17 protein-coding genes are annotated in these 16,451 nt (G+C 57.3%); 12 read left to right on the top strand and 5 right to left on the bottom strand.

Annotated features, from left to right (window positions below; genetic code table 11):
• Positions 1 to 115 precede the first annotated feature (115 nt).
• Both guaB and FHW16_RS03245 read left to right on the top strand, forming a co-directional pair.
• A complete protein-coding gene (gene guaB, locus FHW16_RS03250; protein ID WP_182547709.1) occupies positions 116 to 1,621 on the top strand; it encodes an IMP dehydrogenase in 1,506 nt (501 codons plus the stop codon).
• A 16-nt stretch (positions 1,622 to 1,637) separates the two neighbouring features.
• The gene (locus FHW16_RS03245; RefSeq protein ID WP_182547708.1) at positions 1,638 to 2,183 is read left to right on the top strand and encodes a DinB family protein; all 546 of its coding nucleotides are present in this window, start codon (positions 1,638 to 1,640) and stop codon (positions 2,181 to 2,183) included.
• Between the two features lie 86 nt (positions 2,184 to 2,269).
• Here the strand turns inward: FHW16_RS03245 and FHW16_RS03240 are convergent, their stop codons facing one another.
• Positions 2,270 to 3,328 (bottom strand): SDR family oxidoreductase, encoded by a 1,059-nt coding sequence (locus tag FHW16_RS03240; RefSeq protein WP_182547707.1) that lies wholly within the window; start codon positions 3,326 to 3,328, stop codon positions 2,270 to 2,272.
• Positions 3,329 to 3,451: 123 nt separating this feature from the next.
• Here FHW16_RS03240 and FHW16_RS03235 point away from each other — a divergent pair, with 123 nt between their 5' ends.
• Positions 3,452 to 4,333 carry a LysR family transcriptional regulator gene (locus FHW16_RS03235; RefSeq protein ID WP_210278006.1) on the top strand — a complete coding sequence of 294 codons (882 nt, stop codon included), beginning with the start codon at positions 3,452 to 3,454 and terminating at the stop codon, positions 4,331 to 4,333.
• Positions 4,334 to 4,388: 55 nt separating this feature from the next.
• A complete protein-coding gene (locus tag FHW16_RS03230; protein ID WP_182547705.1) occupies positions 4,389 to 4,814 on the top strand; it encodes an MAPEG family protein in 426 nt (141 codons plus the stop codon).
• A 183-nt stretch (positions 4,815 to 4,997) separates the two neighbouring features.
• Here the strand turns inward: FHW16_RS03230 and FHW16_RS03225 are convergent, their stop codons facing one another.
• Complete coding sequence (locus tag FHW16_RS03225) at positions 4,998 to 5,927, bottom strand: hydrogen peroxide-inducible genes activator (protein ID WP_182547704.1); 930 nt, start codon at positions 5,925 to 5,927, stop codon at positions 4,998 to 5,000.
• 146 nt (positions 5,928 to 6,073) lie between these two features.
• On the opposite strand from FHW16_RS03225, the gene katA reads away from it, so the two are divergent.
• The 5 genes from katA (at position 6,074) to guaA (ending at position 11,978) form a co-directional block, all read left to right on the top strand.
• Positions 6,074 to 7,570 carry a catalase KatA gene (gene katA / locus FHW16_RS03220; protein ID WP_182547703.1) on the top strand — a complete coding sequence of 499 codons (1,497 nt, stop codon included), beginning with the start codon at positions 6,074 to 6,076 and terminating at the stop codon, positions 7,568 to 7,570.
• A gap of 115 nt (positions 7,571 to 7,685) precedes the next feature.
• Positions 7,686 to 8,975 (top strand): RsmB/NOP family class I SAM-dependent RNA methyltransferase, encoded by a 1,290-nt coding sequence (locus tag FHW16_RS03215; protein ID WP_182547702.1) that lies wholly within the window; start codon positions 7,686 to 7,688, stop codon positions 8,973 to 8,975.
• 44 nt (positions 8,976 to 9,019) lie between these two features.
• Positions 9,020 to 9,478, top strand: coding sequence for a TspO/MBR family protein (locus FHW16_RS03210; RefSeq protein WP_182547701.1), 459 nt, complete (start codon positions 9,020 to 9,022; stop codon positions 9,476 to 9,478).
• Position 9,479: 1 nt separating this feature from the next.
• The gene (locus FHW16_RS03205; protein ID WP_182547700.1) at positions 9,480 to 10,136 is read left to right on the top strand and encodes a 5'-methylthioadenosine/S-adenosylhomocysteine nucleosidase; all 657 of its coding nucleotides are present in this window, start codon (positions 9,480 to 9,482) and stop codon (positions 10,134 to 10,136) included.
• Between the two features lie 279 nt (positions 10,137 to 10,415).
• Complete coding sequence (gene guaA / locus FHW16_RS03200) at positions 10,416 to 11,978, top strand: glutamine-hydrolyzing GMP synthase (RefSeq protein WP_182547699.1); 1,563 nt, start codon at positions 10,416 to 10,418, stop codon at positions 11,976 to 11,978.
• Between the two features lie 20 nt (positions 11,979 to 11,998).
• Here guaA and FHW16_RS03195 read toward each other — a convergent pair whose 3' ends face one another.
• Positions 11,999 to 12,967 carry a cupin domain-containing protein gene (locus FHW16_RS03195; RefSeq protein WP_182548901.1) on the bottom strand — a complete coding sequence of 323 codons (969 nt, stop codon included), beginning with the start codon at positions 12,965 to 12,967 and terminating at the stop codon, positions 11,999 to 12,001.
• Between the two features lie 124 nt (positions 12,968 to 13,091).
• Between FHW16_RS03195 and FHW16_RS03190 the strand changes: the two genes are divergently transcribed.
• Complete coding sequence (locus tag FHW16_RS03190; RefSeq protein ID WP_182547698.1) at positions 13,092 to 13,985, top strand: SDR family oxidoreductase; 894 nt, start codon at positions 13,092 to 13,094, stop codon at positions 13,983 to 13,985.
• Between the two features lie 66 nt (positions 13,986 to 14,051).
• On the opposite strand, the gene FHW16_RS03185 is transcribed toward FHW16_RS03190, so the two are convergent.
• Positions 14,052 to 14,465 carry a VOC family protein gene (locus FHW16_RS03185; RefSeq protein ID WP_182547697.1) on the bottom strand — a complete coding sequence of 138 codons (414 nt, stop codon included), beginning with the start codon at positions 14,463 to 14,465 and terminating at the stop codon, positions 14,052 to 14,054.
• Positions 14,466 to 14,554: 89 nt separating this feature from the next.
• On the opposite strand from FHW16_RS03185, the gene FHW16_RS03180 reads away from it, so the two are divergent.
• Entirely contained in the window at positions 14,555 to 15,052 is a 498-nt protein-coding gene (locus FHW16_RS03180; protein ID WP_246711614.1) for a MarR family winged helix-turn-helix transcriptional regulator, read from the top strand.
• A gap of 17 nt (positions 15,053 to 15,069) precedes the next feature.
• On the opposite strand, the gene FHW16_RS03175 is transcribed toward FHW16_RS03180, so the two are convergent.
• Positions 15,070 to 15,681: an NAD(P)H-dependent oxidoreductase gene (locus tag FHW16_RS03175; protein WP_182547696.1), complete on the bottom strand. Its 612-nt coding sequence runs from the start codon at positions 15,679 to 15,681 to the stop codon at positions 15,070 to 15,072.
• A 92-nt stretch (positions 15,682 to 15,773) separates the two neighbouring features.
• Between FHW16_RS03175 and FHW16_RS03170 the strand changes: the two genes are divergently transcribed.
• The gene (locus FHW16_RS03170) at positions 15,774 to 16,391 is read left to right on the top strand and encodes a TetR/AcrR family transcriptional regulator (RefSeq protein WP_182547695.1); all 618 of its coding nucleotides are present in this window, start codon (positions 15,774 to 15,776) and stop codon (positions 16,389 to 16,391) included.
• Positions 16,392 to 16,451 lie beyond the last annotated feature (60 nt).

Raw genomic sequence — 16,451 nt, 5'->3', positions numbered from 1 at the left:
TTGCACCTTTCCAAACCGACATATCCATGTTACCAGCCCGTGCCAATTCACCTGAACATTACTGACTCGGCGCACCGCCATCGTGGTGCGCTTGTCGCTTTTTAAGGAATTGGTTATGGCAAAAATTGTTGAATCTGCGACAGGCGCACTGGCACTGACATTTGATGATGTCCTGCTTCAGCCGGGTCATTCCGAGGTTATGCCCGGCCAGACTGACATTCGCACCCGTATCGCCCCTGATATCGAATTGAACCTGCCACTGCTTTCGGCAGCCATGGACACGGTTACCGAGTCGCGCCTCGCCATTGCCATGGCACAGGCCGGTGGCATGGGCGTTATCCATCGCAATCTCTCACCGGAATTGCAGGCTGAAGAGGTTCGTCAGGTCAAGAAGTTCGAATCCGGGATGGTCGTCAATCCGGTGACCATCGGCCCGGACGCAACCCTTGCCGACGCACAGGCGCTGATGCGGGCCCATGGTATCTCGGGTATCCCGGTCGTGGAAAATGGCGGGGAAGGCAGTCGCAAGCCCGGCCGTCTCGTCGGTATCCTGACCAACCGCGATGTGCGTTTTGCTTCCGATCCGTCCCAGAAGATTTACGAGCTGATGACGCGTGAAAACCTCATCACCGTACGGGAAAACAACGTTCAGCACGAGGAAGCCAAACGTCTTCTGCATCAGCACCGCATCGAAAAGCTGCTGGTTGTCGACGGCAAGGGCCATTGCGTCGGCCTGATCACCGTCAAGGATATGGAAAAGTCGCAGCTTAATCCCAATGCCGCCAAGGATGCGCAGGGCCGCCTTCGCGTCGCCGCCGCGTCCAGCGTTGGTGAAGATGGTTTCGAACGTGCTGAACGGCTTATCGCTGCCGGGGTTGACGTGCTCGTCATCGACACGGCCCACGGCCATTCACAGCGTGTTCTGGATGCGGTTACCCGCGCCAAGAAGATGTCCAATGCCGTTCGCATCATTGCCGGTAACGTCGCGACCGCTGCCGGTACGCAGGCGCTGATCGATGCTGGTGCCGACGCGGTCAAGGTCGGTATCGGACCAGGCTCCATCTGCACCACCCGCATTGTTGCCGGTGTTGGCGTCCCGCAGCTTTCCGCTGTCATGTCAGCGGTTGAAGCCGCCCATAAGTCGGGCGTTCCTGTCATCGCTGATGGCGGCATCAAGTATTCCGGCGATTTCGCCAAGGCGCTCGCTGCTGGTGCCTCGGCTGCCATGGCCGGTTCGGCATTGGCCGGAACTGAAGAAAGCCCCGGCGAAGTCTATCTCTATCAGGGCCGTTCATTCAAAGCCTATCGTGGCATGGGCTCGGTCGGTGCCATGGCCCGTGGTTCGGCGGACCGCTACTTCCAGGCGGAAGTGCGCGACGAGCTCAAGCTTGTACCGGAAGGAATTGAAGGTCAGGTCGCCTACAAGGGGCCCGTATCCGGCGTGCTTCACCAGCTTGCTGGTGGCCTGCGCGCATCGATGGGTTATGTCGGTGCCAAGAACCTTGAAGAGTTCCGAGAAAAGGCAACGTTCGTTCGCATCACCAATGCGGGTCTACGCGAAAGCCACACCCACGATGTGACAATCACCCGTGAGAGCCCGAACTATCCGGGCGGCAACTGATCGGAGCGCGGAGGTCATGTCTGAAAACGCCCTCCGCGACCATTTCTCGGCCATGGCGCGCAACAGCGCCTGGTCGAACCACCGCTTGCTAAGTGCCTGCGCCAAACTGACCGATGCGGAATTTGCGCAGAAGCGCACGAGTTTCTTCCCATCGATCCAGATGACGCTGAACCACAACCTTATCGCCGATCATGTCTATCTGGCTGATATGACGGGCGTTGGCCGCAAGAACATCAGCCTTGTTGGCGATGTTCCTTATCCAAAACTGCCAGATCTCAAAAAGGCTCAGGAAGCATTTGATGCGGATCTGATCGCCTATTGCGACAAACTGACTGCCGCAGATATGAATCGCATCGTTCCGATCGAATGGCATGATGATACCGTTTCGCAGGAGCCGCTGCACCTCGTGCTGTCTCATCTTTTCGTGCATCAGATTCATCATCGCGGGCAGGCGCATGCGATGCTGGCGGGAACAAACGTGCCCCCGCCGCAGCTTGACGAGTTTTTCCTGAACTACGATATCCCGCGTCGCAAGGGCGAGCCTTTTACCGCTCGAGAGTAAAGCGCTGCCTCTCCGTCATCCTCGGTCAAGCCTCAAGGGGACGGAGAGATGAGAACCGGGATCGCGGAAAAACGGGAGTTCAACGCTCACGGAATAATTTTTCTCGTCCGCAAGTCCCGGAAAACGTCCAGAAACATCTCTTCCGTATCGATATGTTCATGGAAACCGGCGCGACGCAATTTGCTGCCATCCGCGAAGAAATCGTAATTCCAACCGAACACCGCATCGCCGAAACCCCATGAGGAAACATCCTTGTACGGGACATCGGCAAGACCATGCTCCTTGACCATCCTGTTCCAGAGCGGCTCCTTGTCGGCCATCACAACATTCAGCGACATGGGCAGGGGCGGGGCGACATCCAGATCAAAAAACTTTGCGATTTTCGGCCACATCTCGCTCCAGCGGAAGAGATCGCCATTGTTGATGTTGTAGGCCTGATTTCCGCTGGCCGGGTTTGTGGCGATGAACACCGTCGCCCGGGCAAGAAGACCGGCGTCGGTCATTTCAAGCAGGCTGTCATAGGCACCGGGCTTTCCGGGAAAGCGCAGGGGAATGCCAAGCTCCTTTGACATCGAGGCATAGACGGCGATTACTGAAGCAAGGTTCATCGGATTGCCCAGCGCGTATCCCACTACCACAGATGGCCGCAGCGCGGACCAGGTCCAGCTTTTCCCTTTTTGCAAGGCTTCGAGGAATTCCTGCTGGTCGATATTGAATTCCGGTGGCATGTGATTGGCATCACTCTCGCGAGCCGGTGTCTTGAACGGGCCGAGATGTGCGCCGTAAACCTTGTATCCCTGCATCAGACTGATGTGTTGGAGTTGGGATGCGATGGGTTCAATGGCATTCACCACGTTCACCAGCATGGCAAGGTTGGGCGGCACCAGTTCCGCCCACGTCGGGCGGTCCTGATAGGCGGCATAAAAGATATGGGTCACGTCAGTGAGATGTGCGAGCTTTGCCTTGGCATCGGTGCCATCGAGCAGATCAACGGCGATATGGCTGACCCTGCCATCCGTATGGCCGCCGCGCCTGGACAGGCCAACAATCTGCCAGTCACCCAATTCCTTGAGATGGGCGATCAGATTGCCCCCGATGATGCCATTGGCACCCACAATCACGGCCTTCTTTACATTCTGCGTCATTTCAACAGCTCCATTTCGGTGGTGCTGGGATTATCATTCATTCTCGTTTATTTGCGTAGGCGAGTAAAATTGATATCATTCATAAGAAAATATTTGAGGTGATGTGTGGATCGTTTTGCTGCCATGAAAACGTTCGTGAGGGTTGCGGAGCTTGGATCGCTGTCGGCTGCGGCACGGGAGCTTGGTCTCACGCAACCGGCTGTCAGCCAGCAGATGGCAGCGCTGGAGCGTCATCTGAACATGCGGCTTCTGCATCGCTCGACACGGCAGCTGGCCTTGACCGAAAGCGGTGAGGCCTATTATCAGCGGGCGCGGAATATCCTGCAATCCGTCGATGAAGCGGAAGAGGAAGTGGCTGGCCTTGCCGCGTCGGTTCAGGGGCATCTTCGCGTGCATGCGCCAGTCGGATTCGGCCAGATGCATCTGGCACCGATTCTGATCGATTTTCAGCGGCAGCATCCCGATTTGACCATCGAGCTCATCCTCGATGACCGGTTTGCCGATCTGGTGGCCGAGGGTGTGGATGTCGCCGTCCGTTTTGGTGCATTGGCCTCTTCGGGGCTGGTGGCAAGGAAACTGGCCACGTTCGAGCGAATTCTTGTAGCCTCGCCTGATTACATCACGTGCCATGGAAGTCCTTTGTTGCCGGTGGAGCTGTCGGGGCATCGGCATGTCAGGTTCGTCTGGTCGCCGCAGAGCGAGGCGGTGCCGCTGATTGGTCCAGACGGTCCGATTGTGGTACCGGTCAAATCAAGTTTTCTCGCCAACAACGCATTTGTGCTCAATCAGGCATTGCGCGCGGGATTGGGGATCGGCGGGGCGCAGGTGCCGCTGGTTCAGCCGTTTCTCGATGATGGTACGTTGGTTCGCGTCTTGCCCGCCTATCGCTATGCGCCTATGGACATGCATGCGGTCTATGCGTCGGCAAAGTTTCTGCCACGCAAGGTGAGGGCATTTGTCGATCACCTCGCCGCCAGATTGCCTGAAATTCCCGGTTTGAATTAACAACTTGCGGAAAAAATGAACGTAGACGTAAGATGCGCCAACGATGGAGGAAACCATGTCGCAGACCGCAATTTTCTGGCCGATGATCGCACTGACCGCGTTGATCTACATTGTCTACGGTCTGGTATTTCTTCGCCGGATGGAAGCGGTCAAGAGTGGCCAGGCGTCGGCCCGCGATTTCAAACTACCGCTGAAGGAGCCGGAAGCCAGCGTCACCGTGATCCGTAATCTGATCAATCTTTACGAGCTGCCTGTGTTGTTCTACGCCGTCTGCATTTCGCTCTGCGTGGTCAACGGGGTTTCGTTTCTTGCTGTGGTTGTTGCCTGGCTGTTCGTGGCGACGCGTGTTGCCCACACATTCGTGCATGTGACCTCAAACAGCCTGAGATTGCGTCAGCCGATTTTCACGATCGGATATCTCTTGAATGGTATCTTGTGGGTGATCCTCGCCCTGCATCTGGCGATACCTGCAACGGCTTAGGGCGAATGATCAGATTGCGTATTACAATCCTCACTCTCCCTCGCGGTAAGCTTGTCGAACCACGCACTATGGTTGTGTCAACGGTTTGGACACTCGCAAGATGCATAAGCACTGTACGTGGTTCGACAAGCTCACCATGAGGGACGTCGGCGGTTGCAGAAAAAGTTCAAGAACACCCTTGCGCTAAGCTGCCAATCCCTCCAGCTCATCTGCTGAAATCAATAAGCCTTTTCCGCACTCGACAATCGTTGCCGCCAAGGCCTCAAAATCATCGCGCCGTTCGCTTTGCCTGCGCCAGATAAGGCCAATCTCCCGTGAAGGTTCGGGATCGGCAAAGGCGATGATGCGCACATTGTTGCGGCTCGCTTCCGTGCGCACGGCAATTTCCGGGATGAGCGTCAGGCCCATGCCATGGCTGACCATCTGCAGCAGTGTTGCCATGCTGGTGGCGCCATAATTGACCAGCTGCCGCTGCTTGACGCTGGTACATACGGCCAGGGCCTGATCGCGCAGGCAGTGGCCTTCCTCAAGCAGCAACAGTCGCTCCAGCGCCACGTTCTCCTGCGTCATCGGCGAGGTGAGAATGTCGATATCATTGCTTGATGTCGCAATCAGAAAACGATCGCGGAAAAGCGGTTTGGCGACAATGCCGTCGCTATCGATCGGCAGCGCGGCGACCAGTGCGTCGAGATCGCCGACGCGCAGGTCCTCGACCAGTTTCGAGGTCACCGCTTCGCGCAACTCTATGGTCAGTTCGGGGTAGGCTTCCCGTAATTCTGGAATAAGAATCGGTAGCAGGTAGGGTGCAATGGTCGGGATGATCCCCAACCGCAGGCGACCCTGCAAAATGCCCCGCCGTTGCGACGCCAGTTCTTCCAGCGATCGTATGCCGTTGAGAATGCCACGCACCCTTGGCAACAGCCGCTTGCCCATGTCGGTCAGAACCACCGTGCGGCGGGTGCGCTCGAAAAGGGTTGTCCCGAGCCGTTGCTCCATTTCTGCAATCTGGGCTGAAAGCGCCGGTTGGGAAATCCGTGCGAGTTCGGCCGCTTTGCGAAAATGCAAGGTGGTGGCGAGGATATCGAAATAGCGCATCTGGCGAACTGAAAACATGATAACCAAATCCTATCAATAATAATTCTAAATTCAATTGGAAACTATGATTGGAATAGTTCTATGGTAGTTGCGAGATCGCGGCGAGCCTTCGTGCCGTGCGATTCTGAAATAGTGTCAGAACACGAAATTCAAGGGAGAAGCCAATGGCTGACCGTCCGACGTTGACAACTACCGCCGGTGCACCGGTATCAGACAATCAGAATTCGAGGACTGCCGGTGAGCGTGGGCCCGTTCTGCTGGACGATTATCAGCTGCTTGAAAAGCTTGCCCACCAGAACCGCGAACGTATCCCTGAACGTGTTGTTCACGCCAAGGGTTGGGGTGCGTTCGGCACGCTGAAGATCACAGGCGATATCTCCCGCTACACCAAGGCCAAGGCCTTGCAGCCAGGCACAGAGACACCGCTGCTGCTGCGTTTCTCTACCGTTGCCGGTGAACTCGGCGCTGCCGATGCCGAGCGTGACGTACGTGGTTTCGCTCTCAAGTTCTACACGAGTGAAGGCAACTGGGATCTGGTTGGCAACAACACGCCGGTTTTCTTCGTCCGTGATCCCCTGAAATTCCCTGATTTCATCCACACGCAGAAGCGCCATCCGCGCACCAATATGCGTTCCGCCACGGCTATGTGGGACTTCTGGTCCCTGTCGCCGGAGAGCCTGCATCAGGTCACCATCCTGATGTCGGATCGTGGTCTGCCTGTAGCCCCGATGTATATGAACGGCTATGGTTCGCACACGTATTCCTTCTGGAACGACAATGGCGAACGTTTCTGGGTCAAGTTCCATTTCAAGACCCAGCAGGGCCACAAGCATTACACCAATGCGGAAGCTGAAACCCTTATCGGCAAGTCGCGTGAAACCTATCAGGAAGAGCTGTTTGGCGGCATTGAACGCGGCGAATTCCCGAAATGGACCGTTCAGGTTCAGATCATGAGCGAAAGCGACGCGGAAAAGACCTCCTACAATCCGTTTGACCTGACCAAAGTCTGGCCGCACGGTGAATTTCCGCCGATTGAAATCGGTGTCATGGAACTCAACCGCAATGCCGACAACTATTTCGCCGAAATCGAGCAGGCTGCCTTCTCGCCTTCGAATGTTGTTCCTGGCATTGGCCACTCGCCAGACAAGATGCTGCAGGCGCGCGTGTTCTCCTATGCGGATGCGCATCGCTATCGCCTCGGCACCCACTACGAAGCGTTGCCCGTCAACCAGCCGAAGTGCCCGGTCCATCACTACCACAAGGATGGCCAGATGAACTTCGTTGGCCAGAAGACCGGCAATGTTGATGCCTATTACGAGCCCAACAGCTTCTCTGGTGCGGTCGAGCAGCCTTCGGCAAAAGAACCGCCACTGGCAATCTCCGGCAGTGCGGATCGCTACAACCATCGCATTGGCAATGATGATTATGGTCAGGTGACGGCACTGTTCAACCTGTTCGATGCTGGCCAGCGCTCGCGTCTGTTCTCCAACATCGCTGCAGCGATGGGCGGCGTTCCAGGCTATATCCTTGAGCGTCAGCTTGCACACTTCAAACTGGTTCATCCGGAATATGAAGCTGGTGTACGCGCAGCCTTGAAGGAAGCGCATGGCTATGAAGCCAACGCGATTTCCAACGAAGAGAAGCAGACTGCAGCCGAGTAATCGCGACTGAATGTATTTTTGTTGAGTAAAGTGAAAGCCGGAGCATCACGCTCCGGCTTTCTTTTATCGGCTTTGCCATGTATGCGAAGCCGGTAGACAAAAAGAAGGAATTCCCATGCGACTTGGCGGACGCCTGCAGGCGGCAATCGAAGTACTGGACGATATTGAGACCCGCAAACGCCCGGCTTCCGATGCGCTCAAGGATTGGGGACTATCACACCGCTTTGCCGGTGCGGGCGACCGCGCGGTTATCGGCAATATCGTCTACGACGCCTTGCGCCGGAAACTGTCGCTTGGTTGGCGCATGGACAGCGATGCGGCCCGCCATATTGCCTTTGGCGTGCTCCTTTCCGATGCCGAACTGGTCATCGATGAAATCAATGCAGCGGTTGAAGGCGACAAATTTGCGCCCGAACCGCTTGAAGTCGAGCGGATGGGTGTCTGGTTGGAGCGTGATCTTGCCGCAGCCCCGGATCATGTGCGTGCCGATGTGCCGGAATGGTGTGTTCGGCATTTCGCAGCGATTTTTGGCGACGCATGGGTGAGTGAAGCCGCTGCCCTGAGCGATCGCCCGCCGGTTGATCTCCGCGTCAATACGCTGAAGGCCGATCGCGAAAAAGTGCTCAAGGAACTCGTACGGGCCGGAGCCAACGCAGCGCCGCTGCTTGAAACGGCTGTTCGCGTACCGCCGTTGCGCGCCATGGGCCGTCATCCGAATGTGCAGGCGGAACCTGCATTCCAGCGCGGTCTCTTCGAAGTGCAGGACCTCGGATCGCAGATTGCGGCAAAGCTCAGCAATGCCAAGCCGGGCGAACAGGTGCTCGATTATTGCGCCGGTGCCGGCGGCAAAACGCTCGCCCTTGCAGCTCAGATGGGTAACAAGGGCCAGATTCACGCCTATGACGCAGAACGCGCCCGTCTTGCACCTATCTTTGACCGATTGAAGCGGGCTGGGGTGCGCAATGCTCAAGCTCATGCCAATGTCAGCGAGCTTGCGCCACTTGAGGGTCAGATGGATCTTGTACTGGTCGATGCTCCCTGCACGGGTTCAGGCACATGGCGGCGCAGGCCGGACGCGAAATGGCGTCTCAGTGAGCAGCAGCTGGAACGGCGTGAACTGGAACAGCGCGAGGTGCTCAATGCGGCAAAGGCCTACGTGAAGCCGGGCGGGCGGATAGTCTATATCACCTGCTCGTTGTTTGCTCCGGAAAACGGACAGCAGGTGGCCTCTTTTCTCGAAAACAACTCGGGTTATGCGACTGTTGACGTGGCGCCTCTCTGGCATGAAGCTGTTGCTGCAGACGAAAATCTGAAGCCGCTATTCAAGGACGGGAACACCATCCTGTCACCGTTATCCACGTCGACAGATGGCTTCTTCATTTCTGTTCTCAGACGCGAGAAATAACGGTACAACCATCCGCGGCATTGTCGGCAGGAAAGGTTCTACCTATGTCCCGGTCTGTAGGATTTCTGTTGTTTCTCGTGTTAACAATCGGTGGCGGGCTCGCCATCGGCTATATAACGCTGCCGGGCGAGTGGTATGCAGGTCTTGTCAAACCCTCCTTCAATCCGCCGAACTGGATCTTTGCGCCGGTCTGGACAGTCCTTTACATTATCATTGCCATCGCCGGATGGCGCGTGTGGGATCTGGAAATGATATCCGCTCAGCGGTTCTGGTGGGCTCAACTTGCCCTGAATTTCCTGTGGTCTCCGACCTTTTTCGGATTCCAGCAGATGGGAGCGGCCTTGCTGGTGATCGCGCTTCTGCTGGTCTCGATCATCGCCTTCATCCGGGTGACATGGGAGCCCGATAGAGCGTCGGCAGTCATGTTTATTCCCTATCTCGCCTGGGTGGCGTTCGCCACACTGCTCAATGCGTCGCTTTACCTGCTCAATCCGGTAGCCTGATATGAGTTTACCCTATCAACTGGCCGGTATTGGCGGCAAGCAGGTGCTGTTCGTCATGGCCGTGGATGCGGAATATGGTCCGCATCTGCAACGACTGTTCCGGCCGTTGATGACCGGCGTCGGTCCGGTGGAAGCGGCCGTCAGTCTCGCGGCCAATCTCGCGGCGCTGGAACAGAATGGTATTGTGCCGGACCTCGTTGTATCGCTCGGATCTGCCGGATCACGCACGCTGGAGCAGACTGAAGTCTATCAGGCTACGAGTGTTTCTTATCGCGACATGGATGCCTCGCCGCTGGGCTTCACCAAGGGGGCAACGCCATTTCTTGATCTGGCTGTGACCGTACCTTTGCCTCTGCGGATTCCGGGCGTGAAGGAAGCGTCACTTTCGACTGGTGCGAACATCGTCTCGGGCAGTGCTTATGACCAGATTGATGCCGAGATGGTGGAGATGGAAACCTTTGCCGTCCTGCGCGCCTGCCAGCGTTTCGGTCTGCCACTGATCGGACTGCGCGGCATTTCCGATGGCGCTGCAGAATTGCGCCATGTCGGTGACTGGACCGAGTATCTGCACGTGATCGATGAAAAGCTGGCGCAGGCCGTGGAGGCAATGGGCGAGGCGCTGGAGACTGGCAAGATAGTACTTAGACCGGCTGAATAGATTCGCATGGATTCTGTGCGCGGTTCGACAAGCTCACCATGAGGGAGAGTGAGGATTGCAGGGAGCCATATTCTGCTAGATTGCCCACACCGCAATGTTCCCGGTTAACGTGCAAGCAGCACTCTCCCTCATGGTGAGCTTGTCGAACCACGCACAATACCCAAGCAATCCATTCCACAGCCACTCCATTTTGCCCAAATTGTGAACAAATCAAATCGGCATCCGCGTGTGGTGGAGTGACCCATTGCATCGACTCAGCAATTGCTTTAAACGCCCGCCATGAACACACCCACTCATCCCGATACAGTCCTCATCGTCGATTTCGGCAGCCAGGTAACGCAGCTGATTGCACGTCGCGTGCGTGAAGCTGGCGCCTATTCCGAGATTGTTCCTTTCCAATCCGCTGACGAAGCATTCCGCCGCATCAACCCGAAGGCGGTCATTCTTTCCGGCAGCCCGCATTCCACCGTTGATATCGGTAGTCCGCGCGCGCCGCAGTCCGTGTTTGAATCGGGTATCCCGGTTCTCGGGATCTGTTATGGCGAGCAGACCATGTGCGCCCAGCTCGGCGGCAAGGTCGAGAGTGGTCATCACCGCGAGTTTGGCCGGGCCTTCCTCGACATTCAGGAAGAATGCGCCCTGTTTGATGGGATCTGGGCCAAGGGGACGCGGCATCAGGTCTGGATGAGCCATGGTGACCGGGTGGTGTCCATCCCTGATGGATTCAAGGTTGTCGGTACATCGACCGGTGCGCCTTTCGCCGCCATCGCCAATGAAGCCAAGAAATTCTATGCCGTGCAGTTCCATCCGGAAGTCGTGCACACGCCCGATGGTGCCAAGCTTCTGCAGAATTTCGTACATCGCATTGCCGGGATCAAGGGTGACTGGACCATGTCTGCCTATCGTGAGCAGGCAGTCGCTGCGATCCGCAAGCAGGTTGGCGACAAGAAGGTCATTTGCGCGCTCTCTGGCGGTGTTGATTCCTCCGTTGCTGCCTTGCTCATCCACGAAGCGGTCGGCGAGCAGCTCACATGCATCCTCGTCGACCATGGTTTGATGCGCAAGAACGAGGCTGCCGATGTGGTTGCCATGTTCCGCGAACATTACAACCTGCCGCTTATCCTCGTGAATGCGCAGGACCGTTTCATCGGTGCGCTCGAAGGTGAATCCGATCCGGAAAAGAAGCGCAAGACCATTGGCCGCCTGTTCATCGAAGTTTTCGAAGAAGAAGCCAAAAAGCTTGGTGGTGCGGATTTCCTCGCGCAGGGAACGCTCTATCCCGACGTGATCGAAAGTGTTTCCTTCACCGGCGGCCCTTCGGTGACGATCAAGTCACACCATAATGTCGGCGGCCTTCCCGAGCGTATGAACATGCAATTGGTCGAGCCGTTGCGCGAACTCTTCAAGGATGAAGTGCGCGTACTTGGCAAGGAACTTGGATTGCCCGATTCCTTCATTGGCCGCCATCCGTTCCCCGGTCCGGGCCTTGCCATCCGCTGTCCGGGTGGCATCACCCGCGAAAAGCTGGAAATCCTGCGCGAGGCCGATGCTGTCTATCTCGATGAAATCCGCAAGGCGGGTCTCTACGATGTGATCTGGCAGGCCTTCGCCGTGCTTCTGCCGGTGCAGACAGTCGGCGTGATGGGCGACGGCCGGACCTACGAGTTCGTCTGCGCTCTGCGTGCAGTGACGTCAGTCGACGGCATGACGGCAGACTTCTATCACTACGACATGAGCTTCCTTGGCCAGGCGGCGACGCGTATCATCAATGAGGTCAAGGGCATCAACCGCGTCGTTTATGACGTCACGTCGAAGCCGCCCGGCACCATCGAGTGGGAATGACCGCGAATACCGCGACCCAATCAGGCGACGGCGGGTTCTGTCAGGGGTAATTTCAGTTCCCTGTCTGGTGTAGGCAATGGATGCCTGCCTCGGCCATATTGCCGAGGCGAACAGCCCATGACGCGCTTGAAAGCCGTGCTGAAGGCGCTTTCGGATTCATATCCAAGCGAGAGCGCAATGACAGAGACGGGATCGCCGGAATTCTCCAGCCTGTCGGCAGCCAGCACCATACGCCAGCGTGTCAGGTATTCCATCGGCGACTTCCCGACGGTTTCCTTGAACTTCAAGGCAAAGCTGGATCGCGACATGCCGGCCTGTTCCCCCAGAGTCTGCAAGGTCCAGTGATGCGCGGGATTCTCGTGCATGGCGCTGATGGCTGCCCCCATCTGCTTGTCTGCCAGAGCAAAGAGCCAGCCGACACCACCATTCATGCCTTCTGCCAGATGCAGTCGTAGAGCCTGAATCAATATCATGTGGGCGAGATGCTGTATGATGAGAAATCCGCCCGGCTGTCGTTCGCGCATCTCCTGCATCATCCGTTCGACCGGCCAGCGCAGTGCGGCCAGATCCGACTCCTTGCGGATATGCACGATGGGCGGAAGTGTCCGCAACAGAATGCCGGCGTGATTGCTCGCCAGGGCAAAACGGCAACTGACGATAAAACATCCTCCACCGTCGTTGTACCGGGCAATGCCGCCATTGCGTGCTGATGCAAAGACCGTACTGGCATCGACAGATGGCAGCGTCATATCGCTTGCAAGGCGGAAAGGCCGCCCCCGTGGCAACAGGAAACAGTCTCCCGCATCGAGACGCACTGCATCGGGAACGCCGTCCACGGACAGCCAGCACTGGCCGGAGACCACGGCCCCGCATTTAATGCTCTCCTGTTGGTCGGGAAACTGGATCGACCATTCTCCACCGGCATCAAAGCCAGCCGACATATAGTTGCGTGGTTTCAGCAGCGAAAGCACATCTGAGAGCGGATCTATGGATTTTCCCGGACGATTACAAAGATAGTACGGACTTTAAAGCATAGATCGTATTTTCTCAACCGCCTATCCTCGTCTCCATGACCTGTCGCTACAGGGCTGAAATCAGGGCAAGGAGAATTGAATGCGTATCTTCGTCACCGGTGCTACCGGTTTTGTCGGTTCTGCCGTTGTGCAGGAGCTTCTCGATGCCGGCCATCAGGTGCTCGGTCTTGCGCGCACCGATGCAGGGGCCGCGTCGCTTGTGTCTGTTGGTGCCGAGGCGCATCGGGGCGATCTCGATGATCTGCAAAGCCTGCATGATGGTGCCGCCGCTGCAGACGGCGTGATCCACACGGCCTTCAATCACGATTTTTCGAAATTCGCACAAAACTGCGAGATGGATCGGCGCGTCATCGAGGCTCTCGGCAGCGTTCTCGAAGGTTCCGATCGACCATTGCTGGTCACCACGGGGATGGCTCTTCTGGCGCCGGGCCGCATGGCGACCGAGGAGGACATGCCGGTTCCCGCTTCGGCCGCCTATCCTCGTGTTTCCGAAGCAACAGCCGCCGCACTGACGACACAGGGAGTGCGCGCGTCGGTCGTGCGGCTTCCGCCATCAGTCCATGGCCGCGGCGATCACGGGTTCGTTCCGCACCTCATCAATCTTGCGCGCGAGACGGGCTTGTCGGCCTATGTGGGTGAGGGGCTCAATCATTGGCCGGCAGTGCACCGGCGGGACGCAGCCGTTGTTTTTCGGCTTGCAATTGAGCGTGCCGCTGCCGGTGAGCGGTACCATGCGGTTGCCGAGGAAGGCGTGGTGTTCAAGGAGATTGCGACCGTCATTGGCCGCCACCTCAACATACCGGTTATCGCCAAGTCCCCGGAGGAAGCGGCGGCGCATTTTGGCTGGTTTGCAGGCTTCGCTGCAATGAATGCTGCGGCTTCAAGCGCGCAAACCCGGACGTTGCTGGGGTGGCAGCCAAAGCACCCGGGGCTGATCGCTGATCTCGATCAGGAAGACTATTTCAAAGCCTGAAGGAATTCTCCCATCGAAAGGGCGCCCGGAGAGATCCAAGCGCCCTTTCCATTGGTATACTGGTCTTCAGGCTGGAGGAGCAAAACCGGTGGGATCCATCCACACGATTTCCCAGACATTGCCATCGGGATCTTCGACACTGCGGCTGACCATGAAGCCATGATCCTGTGCCGGATTGGGATCGGCGCGACCACCGGCCGCAGTCGTCTTTGCCAGCGTTGCATCCACTGCATCGCGGTTGTCGACGGTAAGTGCTATCAAGGCCTGGCTTTCACGCCGGGCATCTCCAATCGGGCGCTGCGTGAACTGGCCATAACGATCATGCGTCAGCAACATCACGCCAATCGCCTCTGAAAGCATTACCGATTTGGATTGCTCGTCGGAAAACTGCGGGTTCACCTCGCCACCCAGCGCGACATAAAATGCAGTCGCTGCAGCCAGATCACGCACAGGCAGGTTTACAAAAATCATCTTGCTCATCACTTCCTCCTTCTCTGGGGGTGTGGGTTGTGATATTCCCCATGATTAAGTTACTATACAGAATGTATCTTAATGTCAAGATACATTGCATGAAGAGAAATCCGATGGATCGAGCCGATATTGCCGTAGACCAATGGGGAATTGAACGCCCGGACCTGCCTGCTTTGCCGATGGCGGTTTTTGGCCGCCTGTCCGATGCCTCAGAACGCGTGCTGCGCGATCACATGAACCCTCTCTTCGCGCAGGCCGGCTTGCAACCGGGCGAGTTCGATGTGCTTGCAACCCTCAGACGTTCCGGCGAACCGTATATGCTGTCACCGACCAGGCTCTATGAAGCTGCGATGATCTCGTCGGGCGGCATGACCAATCGCCTCGATCGGCTGGAACGCGCCGGTCTGGTCGAGCGGCGCCCGGACCCCAGTGATCGTCGCGGCAAATTGATAGCGCTGACCGATGCCGGCAAGCGCGTGATAGACGAAACGATTGGTCGTCACGTGGCAAATGAGGAACGTTTGCTCTCGGTGCTTACCGAGGACGAGCAGCAAACGCTCAATGCACTGCTGCGGAAACTGATCGCCGCGCTGTAGCTGCCAGCCCTGCAGGTCTAGGCGGCCTCACAGCTTTGCGACGTCTTAAAGAGGTTCCGACCAATGCTTCGGGCGGTATCGAGATGGAGGGCGGGATCCTGTGTTTCCGAGTCAAGCAACAGCTCTGACGTGACGACACGGGCGCCGCAATAGTCGAAGATTCCGTGATCGATCTGTGTCTTCATGGCGCCGAAATAGTCGTGCCGGGTATAGGTTCGCGCGTCGGCCCCACCAACACCGATAAGATGAACCTTGAGGTGTCGGAGTTTCTTTTCCAGACCGCCGTCCAGACTGAAATCGAAAGCCCAGCCATTGGAAAACACGCGATCGATCCATCCCTTGAGCAGACTGGGCATGGACCACCAGTAGACGGGAAAGACCAGCACAAGTGCATCGGCACCGTCGATCCGTGCCTGCTCGGCCGCCACGTCGGCTGGGGGAGACGCTTGCGTCCGGTGGACCGCGAGATCCGCCGCGGAGAACCGGGGGTCGAAACCTTCCGCCGCGAGATCAGCAATTTCATAAGAGTTTCCGGGATCAGTCAGAGACAGGCCTTCTGCAATCCGCGCGGCAATGCCATGCGAGAGGGATGTGGGTTCGGGGTGTGCGACGACGATAAGGGCATGCATGACAAAACTCCTGTCAACGGATTGCGGATGGGTGGTTCATATTATATACTTTTAGTAAGTTACAAAATGTAAGTTACTTTTGGTATATAGTGATGTCAAGCATGGAATCAACGATTGGGAAAACCGGCGCGCAACCGCGCCGGCGTTTGTTGCGGGAGGATCGCCTTCGCCAGCTTCTGGAGGCCGCATGGCGGATCGTGCGGGAAGAGGGAACCGAGGCTTTGACGCTGGGGCGGCTTGCCGAAAAGGCCGGTGTGACGAAACCCGTCGTCTACGATCATTTCGGCACGCGTGCCGGTTTGCTCGCTGCGCTCTACCGGGAGTTCGATGCCCGTCAGACGGCTCTCATGGATGCGGCGTTTGGCGCGAGCAAACCCACGCTGGCGGACAGGGCGGCGGTCATCGCCTCATCCTATGTTGACTGCGTGCTTCGGCAGGGCCGCGAAATACCCGGCGTGATCGCAGCGCTCGCCGGGTCGCCCGAACTTGAAAATATCAAGCGTGAATATAACGGCGTATTCATCGAAAAATGCCGCGCCATGCTGATGCCGTTTGCCGGAACGGGGGCCATTGCCGCGCCTGGCCTTTGGGCCATGCTCGGTGCTGCCGAGGCTCTGTCCTATGCAGCTGCGACAGGTGACATCACCGCAGGACAGGCGGAACGTGAACTCTTCGAGACCATCATTGCCATGGTCGCCCGGAACGGATAACTGCAAAAAACTTGCAACATGTTCACTTTTTGTTCTAGTGTGTCCGATCGGAAATGCCGG

The sequence above is a fragment of the Phyllobacterium myrsinacearum genome (assembly GCF_014138285.1).
GTDB lineage: Bacteria > Pseudomonadota > Alphaproteobacteria > Rhizobiales > Rhizobiaceae > Phyllobacterium > Phyllobacterium myrsinacearum_A.
The sequence above is the reverse complement of the archived record's forward strand: the minus strand, read 5'-3'. Positions and strand labels throughout refer to the sequence as shown.

Coding starts and splice junctions, on each gene's coding strand:
- guaB (WP_182547709.1), top strand. CDS start 116: ATGGCAAAAATTGTTGAATCTGCGACAGGCGCACTGGCACTGACATTT.
- FHW16_RS03245 (WP_182547708.1), top strand. CDS start 1,638: ATGTCTGAAAACGCCCTCCGCGACCATTTCTCGGCCATGGCGCGCAAC.
- FHW16_RS03240 (WP_182547707.1), bottom strand. CDS start 3,328: ATGACGCAGAATGTAAAGAAGGCCGTGATTGTGGGTGCCAATGGCATC.
- FHW16_RS03235 (WP_210278006.1), top strand. CDS start 3,452: ATGAAAACGTTCGTGAGGGTTGCGGAGCTTGGATCGCTGTCGGCTGCG.
- FHW16_RS03230 (WP_182547705.1), top strand. CDS start 4,389: ATGTCGCAGACCGCAATTTTCTGGCCGATGATCGCACTGACCGCGTTG.
- FHW16_RS03225 (WP_182547704.1), bottom strand. CDS start 5,927: ATGTTTTCAGTTCGCCAGATGCGCTATTTCGATATCCTCGCCACCACC.
- katA (WP_182547703.1), top strand. CDS start 6,074: ATGGCTGACCGTCCGACGTTGACAACTACCGCCGGTGCACCGGTATCA.
- FHW16_RS03215 (WP_182547702.1), top strand. CDS start 7,686: ATGCGACTTGGCGGACGCCTGCAGGCGGCAATCGAAGTACTGGACGAT.
- FHW16_RS03210 (WP_182547701.1), top strand. CDS start 9,020: ATGTCCCGGTCTGTAGGATTTCTGTTGTTTCTCGTGTTAACAATCGGT.
- FHW16_RS03205 (WP_182547700.1), top strand. CDS start 9,480: ATGAGTTTACCCTATCAACTGGCCGGTATTGGCGGCAAGCAGGTGCTG.
- guaA (WP_182547699.1), top strand. CDS start 10,416: ATGAACACACCCACTCATCCCGATACAGTCCTCATCGTCGATTTCGGC.
- FHW16_RS03190 (WP_182547698.1), top strand. CDS start 13,092: ATGCGTATCTTCGTCACCGGTGCTACCGGTTTTGTCGGTTCTGCCGTT.
- FHW16_RS03185 (WP_182547697.1), bottom strand. CDS start 14,465: ATGAGCAAGATGATTTTTGTAAACCTGCCTGTGCGTGATCTGGCTGCA.
- FHW16_RS03180 (WP_246711614.1), top strand. CDS start 14,555: ATGAAGAGAAATCCGATGGATCGAGCCGATATTGCCGTAGACCAATGG.
- FHW16_RS03175 (WP_182547696.1), bottom strand. CDS start 15,681: ATGCATGCCCTTATCGTCGTCGCACACCCCGAACCCACATCCCTCTCG.
- FHW16_RS03170 (WP_182547695.1), top strand. CDS start 15,774: ATGTCAAGCATGGAATCAACGATTGGGAAAACCGGCGCGCAACCGCGC.